The following is a 5280-nucleotide window of genomic DNA, read 5'->3' on the forward strand; positions in this document are numbered from 1 at the left end:
CGGCTTCACGCCGGTACTCCGGCGTGTATTTCTTGCGCTGTTGACTCACAATGAACATCCTCTCCTACGGACACAAGATCCGCACAAATAGGGTGTCCACTACTCGAGGGTAACCTCAAGAACCCTGTGGATTCATCAGTCATTCTGCGCGCGAGCCCCTTCGATGTTGACTGCATATACTCGGCTGCAAACCATGCTACCCACTTCCTATAAAGGAGGAGCAATGTACTCGGACGTCATCATCATCGGCGGTGGCTTTGCCGGCACCGCTGCGGCCATCACCTTGGCCCGCGCTAACCGAAAAATTCAGTTAATCGATTCTGGGGCTCCCCGCAATCGCTTCAGCGAACATGCCCACGGCATCCTTGGCCTCGATGGCGCGGCTCCCGCCGAACTGCTTCAGCGCGGTCACGCGGAGGTCAAGAAATTCGGCGGAACCATTACCCAGGGCTCGGTGGAAAAACTCACCCGCACTTCCGAGTGCGAGCCTTGGCAGATAAAACTTGGCAGCGACGAGGTTCTCGAATCCCGCCACGTTCTCATCGCGACGGGGCTCACGGACAAGCTCCCTGCAGTCCCCGGCCTCAGCGATTTGTGGGGCACCAGGGTCTTTCACTGCCCATACTGCCATGGCTACGAAGTTACCGGGAAGAAGGTTGCACTCATCGGCGGCGCGAATCCGCCTTTTACCATCCGGATCAGCAAGCTGCTGTCCACGTGGACGGACACACTGACCTTTTACCCCAACGGCCTTGAGCTCACCGATCTTGATCGCACCCAACTCGCCGGATTGGGTGTAGAGGTAAACGATGCGCAAGTGACACAAATCCGGCCAGAGAAGGCATCGTCGACCGGCGTAGTAGTGCAAAGCTCCACTGGAGAAGACACCTATGAAGCGTGCTTTACAGGGCCCGATTTTCTGCCCAATGACGCACTGCTGCGGGATGCCGGCTGCGAATTAACCAACGGGTGGGTCAGCGTAGAGCATGGCCAGACCTCGGTATCGCGCCTCTGGGCGGCCGGCAATGTGGTCAGCTCACCGGACCAAGTCTCGCAAGCAATGGGCAGCGGCACGGCCGTGGGCATCGCCATCGATCAGCGCATGCTCGATGAAGACCTGGCGAAGCTCTAGCCCACCGCAATAAGAAAAAGGAGAGGAACTAATGTTCCTCTCCTTTATCTTGTGGAGCTAACGGGATTCGAACCCGTGACCCCCACACTGCCAGTGTGGTGCGCTACCAGCTGCGCCATAGCCCCTCAAACGAGTTGCAACCCTGTGGGCTGCAACTCGCTTTAATATACATGGAGAGTATTTAACTCTCCAAATCGCCTGCTACTTGGTGACGATCTCTACCCAGTCACCCAGGTTCTTGCCGGCCTTCTCATCCGCCTTGGATGGTACATCCTTGCCATCCTTGACAATACGCGGCGAGGACACAGAGCCCGTTTCCTTATCCAGCTTGTCGTAGTTGGTCTTTGCCACCTTATTGCCCTGCTTAATGTCCACGTTCTTTATGGACTCAACAACATCATCTTCCGCACCAAGTTCCTTGGCTGCGTCCGCAATGTCCTCAATCTCCCAAGAAGTAGCCACCTTCTGCTGATTCTGCAGCATGTAGTCACGCAGATTCCAGTAGGTCTTAACGTCCCCAGACTTAGACAGCTCAGACATAGCGGCTACCGCCTTAGTGGAATAGCCCTCCTGGGTTTCAATTTCTTTGCCATCCTGGAAGTTGAGGGTGCGCACGTGAACGATCAGCTTGCCATCTTCGATGGCCTGCTTCATGTCACCGTCGGTAGCTGCAGCCAATTCTGCACAGTGCGGGCAGGAGTAGTCCTCGTAGAGATCCACCTCAGGGGTACCCTTCTTGGCACTGTCAGACTTGAGGGTGATGGCACCGTCGTTGTATTCCATGGACATATTTACGTCTTGGACATCAACATCACCAAGAGTACCAGGGGAAGACTGCTTACCGTTCCACACGATGTAGCCAATGACAACGGCAATGACGACGAGGAGTACGCCGACTCCCCAAATAAATCCGTTGCCGCCCTTGGCGTTCGGGTCAGTTACTTTGCTCATTTGAACCTTGCCTTCGAAAATTTCCGGACTAATTTAGCCTACCTTGCCCACCTACTAGGGGTGAAGGGCAAACTTGGTGAAAGGGCGTTTGATAGTCCATACAGTGAAGAATAAATATGCGGCATCGCGCAATAGCGTCTTCGCATAGTCCATTCCTCGGTCAGGATTTTGGGCGTCAAAGCCAAAGCAGCCGCAGTCAATATCCAGTCCACGGGCCCAAGCTTGTGCGATGCCCACCATAAAGAGCAGCAACACGACGGTGGCCACGATGGAGGACTTTCGCAAAAACAGCCCGAGCAGCAAGAGCACGCCACCAATAACCTCCAGTGGGCCAATGACCGTTGCGAGGTAAAGAGCCCAATCAGGCGTAAAAATGTCATAGCCCTTAATGGCCTGGGTCATGTCTAGGGTTTTGCCAAGCTTATGCACGCCGGCGTCAATCCACACCCAAGCCATAAAAAAGCGGGCGATGAAGCTGATGACGTCGAGCACCAGCTTCCCATTAGTCTTGCTACTCACGAGGATGAGTGTAGCGTTAAACCCCTAATACATGGTAAACAACTGCCTGTGCTTCTGCTTGCACCTGCTTGAGATGTTCCTCACCCAAGAAAGATTCGGCATAGATTTTGTACTTATCTTCAGTGCCGGAGGGACGGGCGGCGAACCAGGCATTTTCCGTCGCTACTTTCAGGCCGCCAATCGCGGCACCGTTGCCGGGTGCCTCCGTCAGCTTGGCCATAATGTCCTCGCCCGCCAGCTCTGTAGCGGTGACCTTGTCCGGAGACAACTTCTTGAGGATGGCCTTCTGCTCGCGGTTCGCGGGGGCGTCGGTGCGGGCATAGGCTGGGGCGCCAAATTTCTCCGCGAGTTCTGCGTAGCGCTGGGACGGAGTCTTGCCGGTGACGGCGGTGATCTCCGCGGCGAGCAAGTCCATAATGATGCCGTCCTTGTCGGTGGACCACACGGAGCCATCGAAGCGCAGGAAAGACGCCCCGGCAGACTCCTCGCCACCGAAACCAATGGTGCCTTCGAGCAACCCCGGTACAAACCACTTAAAGCCGACGGGCACCTCCACCAATTCGCGGTCCAGGTTTTTCACCACGCGATCGATCATGGAGGAAGACACCAGGGTCTTTCCCACACCAGCGCTCCCCCACTGCGGGCGGTGACTAAAGAGGTACTCGATAGCCACGGCAAGGTAGTGATTGGGGTTCATTAGGCCGGCATCGGGAGTGACAATGCCATGGCGGTCCGCGTCGGCGTCGTTGCCGGTGGCAAGGTCGAACTTTGAGCGGGCGTCGATAAGCGAGGCCATAGCATCAGGCGAGGAACAATCCATGCGGATCTTTCCGTCCGTATCCAAGGCCATAAAGCGGAAAGTGGCATCCACCTCCGGATTCACCACGGTCATGTTGAGCTCGTAGTGGTCAGCGATGGCCTTCCAATAATCCACGGAGGCGCCACCCATGGGATCAGCGCCAATGCGCAGGCCGGAGTCTTTAATGGCCTGCATATCCACCACATTCTTCAAGTCGGCCACGTAGTTGTGTACGTAGTCGTGCTTCACGCAGCGCTCGTCCAGCACGCCCGCGACAGACGTCCGCTTCACGCCTTCCAGCCCGGCGCGCAGGTACTCGTTCGCGCGGCCAGCAATCCAATCGGTGGCCTGAGCATCGGCCGGTCCACCGGTAGGCGGGTTGTACTTGAAGCCGCCATCGCGGGGAGGATTATGGGACGGGGTAATCACGATGCCATCGGTGCCAGGGTGGGTCAGGATGGCATGGGAGACCGCTGGGGTCGGCGTGTAGCGGCCGCGATCATCGACGCGAACCTCCACCCCATTGGCCAGCAGCACCTCAAGGGCGGAGACCATGGCAGGCTCGGACAGCGCGTGGGTATCGCGGCCGATGAAAATCGCCCCAGCAACGCCTTGTTCCGCGCGGTAATCCACAATGGCTTGGGTAATCGCTAGGATATGAGCCTCATTAAAGGCGCAATCGAGCGCTGAGCCGCGGTGGCCTGAGGTACCGAAGGACACCTGCTGATCCGGGTTCTCCGCATCTGGGGTGCGGGTGTAGTAGGCGGTGACCAATTCTGCGATATCAATAAGATCCGTGGGCTGTGCCAGCGTGCCGGCGCGCTCGTGGGCCATGGCGTGCTCCTTGAAGGGTTGGGATGGGATGCCATTCCAGCTTGCCTGCTCTCCCGTGGTTGCGCAGGACGAATATTCCCCCGGCTGGGGGTATGGGCAAATTTACTCCATTTCTATAGTTCGCTAGATTTACAGAATGGACTCGCTTAATTCCATCCTCTCCGCCATCAGCACCGTGGTGTGGGGACCATTCGTCCTCATTCCCCTCCTGCTGGGCACCGGCCTGTGGCTGACCATTCGTTTGGGCGGACTGAAGTGTCCCAGGTTTTGTTCCGTTTAAGTAGATGGGAAAATCTGGAATATGCCAAGAAAATTTGACCAGGATGCAAAGGACCGTGTGGTCCGTCTCGTGGAAGATCGCATCTTGGCAGAAAATATGTCGATGCAAGCCGCGTGCCAGGCAGTAGCTCCAAAGCTGGGGGTTTCATGGCATACGGCCCGTCAATGGACTCAACAGGCCCGTCGTGCGGGAAACATCCCAGAACCTGTGCCTGAAGATTTGGCCGCGGAAAACGCGAGGCTGCGTCGTGAAAATCAAGAGCTACGCGACACTAATGAGCTGCTGAAGGCCGCTTCAGCTTTTTTCGCGTCGGAACTCGACCCAAAACGTCGGAAATGATCCGGTTCATCGATGAATACCGGGTTCGTTTCTCTGTCGAGTTCATCTGTAAGACGTTGAAGAATAACCGGGCTGGTGGGTTCATCACCTCGCGTGGCTATCGCCAGTCCAAGGCCCGTGGGTTAAGTGCTCGTCGCCTTCGTGATGCTGTGCTGGTCGAACGCATTAGAACTGTTCATCGGGATAATTACGGTGTCTACGGTGTACGGAAAATGTGGCATGCTCTCCGCCGTGACGGAATTGATATCGGTCGTGAACAAACTGCCCGTTTAATGCGCTTGGCCGGTGTTTCTGGCAAAGGCAAAGAGCGTGTCAAGTTGTTTGTGTGTGGGGCTGGGTTTATAGGTATTTGTCGAAGCGGTCGGGGTAGGCCACGGCCATTTGGTTGATGGCTTGTTTCCAGCCGGATACTCGGGCTCCTTCCAT

5 protein-coding genes, 1 tRNA gene and 2 pseudogenes are annotated in these 5280 nt (G+C 56.5%); 4 read left to right on the top strand and 4 right to left on the bottom strand.

Annotated features, from left to right (window positions below; all coding sequences use genetic code 11):
* Window positions 1-223: 223 nt before the first annotated feature.
* On the top strand, window positions 224-1132 hold the full coding sequence (locus tag MHY08_RS11505) for an NAD(P)/FAD-dependent oxidoreductase (protein ID WP_239230798.1): 909 nt from the start codon (window positions 224-226) through the stop codon (window positions 1130-1132).
* Window positions 1133-1184: 52 nt separating this feature from the next.
* Here MHY08_RS11505 and MHY08_RS11510 read toward each other — a convergent pair.
* The 4 genes from MHY08_RS11510 to pgm all read right to left on the bottom strand — a co-directional run bounded on the left by MHY08_RS11510 (window position 1185) and on the right by pgm (window position 4235).
* A tRNA-Ala gene (locus MHY08_RS11510) sits at window positions 1185-1257 on the bottom strand.
* Between the two features lie 76 nt (window positions 1258-1333).
* On the bottom strand, window positions 1334-2083 hold the full coding sequence (locus MHY08_RS11515; protein WP_239230795.1) for a thioredoxin domain-containing protein: 750 nt from the start codon (window positions 2081-2083) through the stop codon (window positions 1334-1336).
* Window positions 2084-2137: 54 nt separating this feature from the next.
* On the bottom strand, window positions 2138-2602 hold the full coding sequence (locus MHY08_RS11520) for a MauE/DoxX family redox-associated membrane protein (RefSeq protein WP_239230793.1): 465 nt from the start codon (window positions 2600-2602) through the stop codon (window positions 2138-2140).
* 16 nt (window positions 2603-2618) lie between these two features.
* Window positions 2619-4235 carry a phosphoglucomutase (alpha-D-glucose-1,6-bisphosphate-dependent) gene (pgm, locus tag MHY08_RS11525; protein ID WP_239230791.1) on the bottom strand — a complete coding sequence of 539 codons (1617 nt, stop codon included), beginning with the start codon at window positions 4233-4235 and terminating at the stop codon, window positions 2619-2621.
* Between the two features lie 136 nt (window positions 4236-4371).
* On the opposite strand from pgm, the gene MHY08_RS11530 reads away from it, so the two are divergent.
* The 3 genes and pseudogenes from MHY08_RS11530 to MHY08_RS11845 all read left to right on the top strand — a co-directional run.
* Entirely contained in the window at window positions 4372-4515 is a 144-nt protein-coding gene (locus MHY08_RS11530) for a hypothetical protein (protein WP_239236774.1), read from the top strand.
* Window positions 4491-4854: pseudogene (locus MHY08_RS11535) on the top strand (transposase). The gene MHY08_RS11530 and the pseudogene MHY08_RS11535 overlap by 25 nt, the downstream one beginning before the upstream one ends.
* Window positions 4851-5093: pseudogene (locus MHY08_RS11845) on the top strand (IS3 family transposase); the annotation flags it as partial. The pseudogenes MHY08_RS11535 and MHY08_RS11845, both read left to right, overlap by 4 nt.
* Between the last annotated feature and the right edge of the window lie 187 nt (window positions 5094-5280).

Source organism: Corynebacterium sp. ACRPJ, assembly GCF_022347345.1.
Taxonomy (GTDB): domain Bacteria; phylum Actinomycetota; class Actinomycetes; order Mycobacteriales; family Mycobacteriaceae; genus Corynebacterium; species Corynebacterium tuberculostearicum_D.

Bases quoted from the DNA above. Each gene is read 5' to 3' on its own strand.
- MHY08_RS11515 (WP_239230795.1), bottom strand. From the start codon at position 2,083: ATGAGCAAAGTAACTGACCCGAACGCCAAGGGCGGCAACGGATTTATT.
- MHY08_RS11505 (WP_239230798.1), top strand. From the start codon at position 224: ATGTACTCGGACGTCATCATCATCGGCGGTGGCTTTGCCGGCACCGCT.
- pgm (WP_239230791.1), bottom strand. From the start codon at position 4,235: ATGGCCCACGAGCGCGCCGGCACGCTGGCACAGCCCACGGATCTTATT.
- MHY08_RS11530 (WP_239236774.1), top strand. From the start codon at position 4,372: ATGGACTCGCTTAATTCCATCCTCTCCGCCATCAGCACCGTGGTGTGG.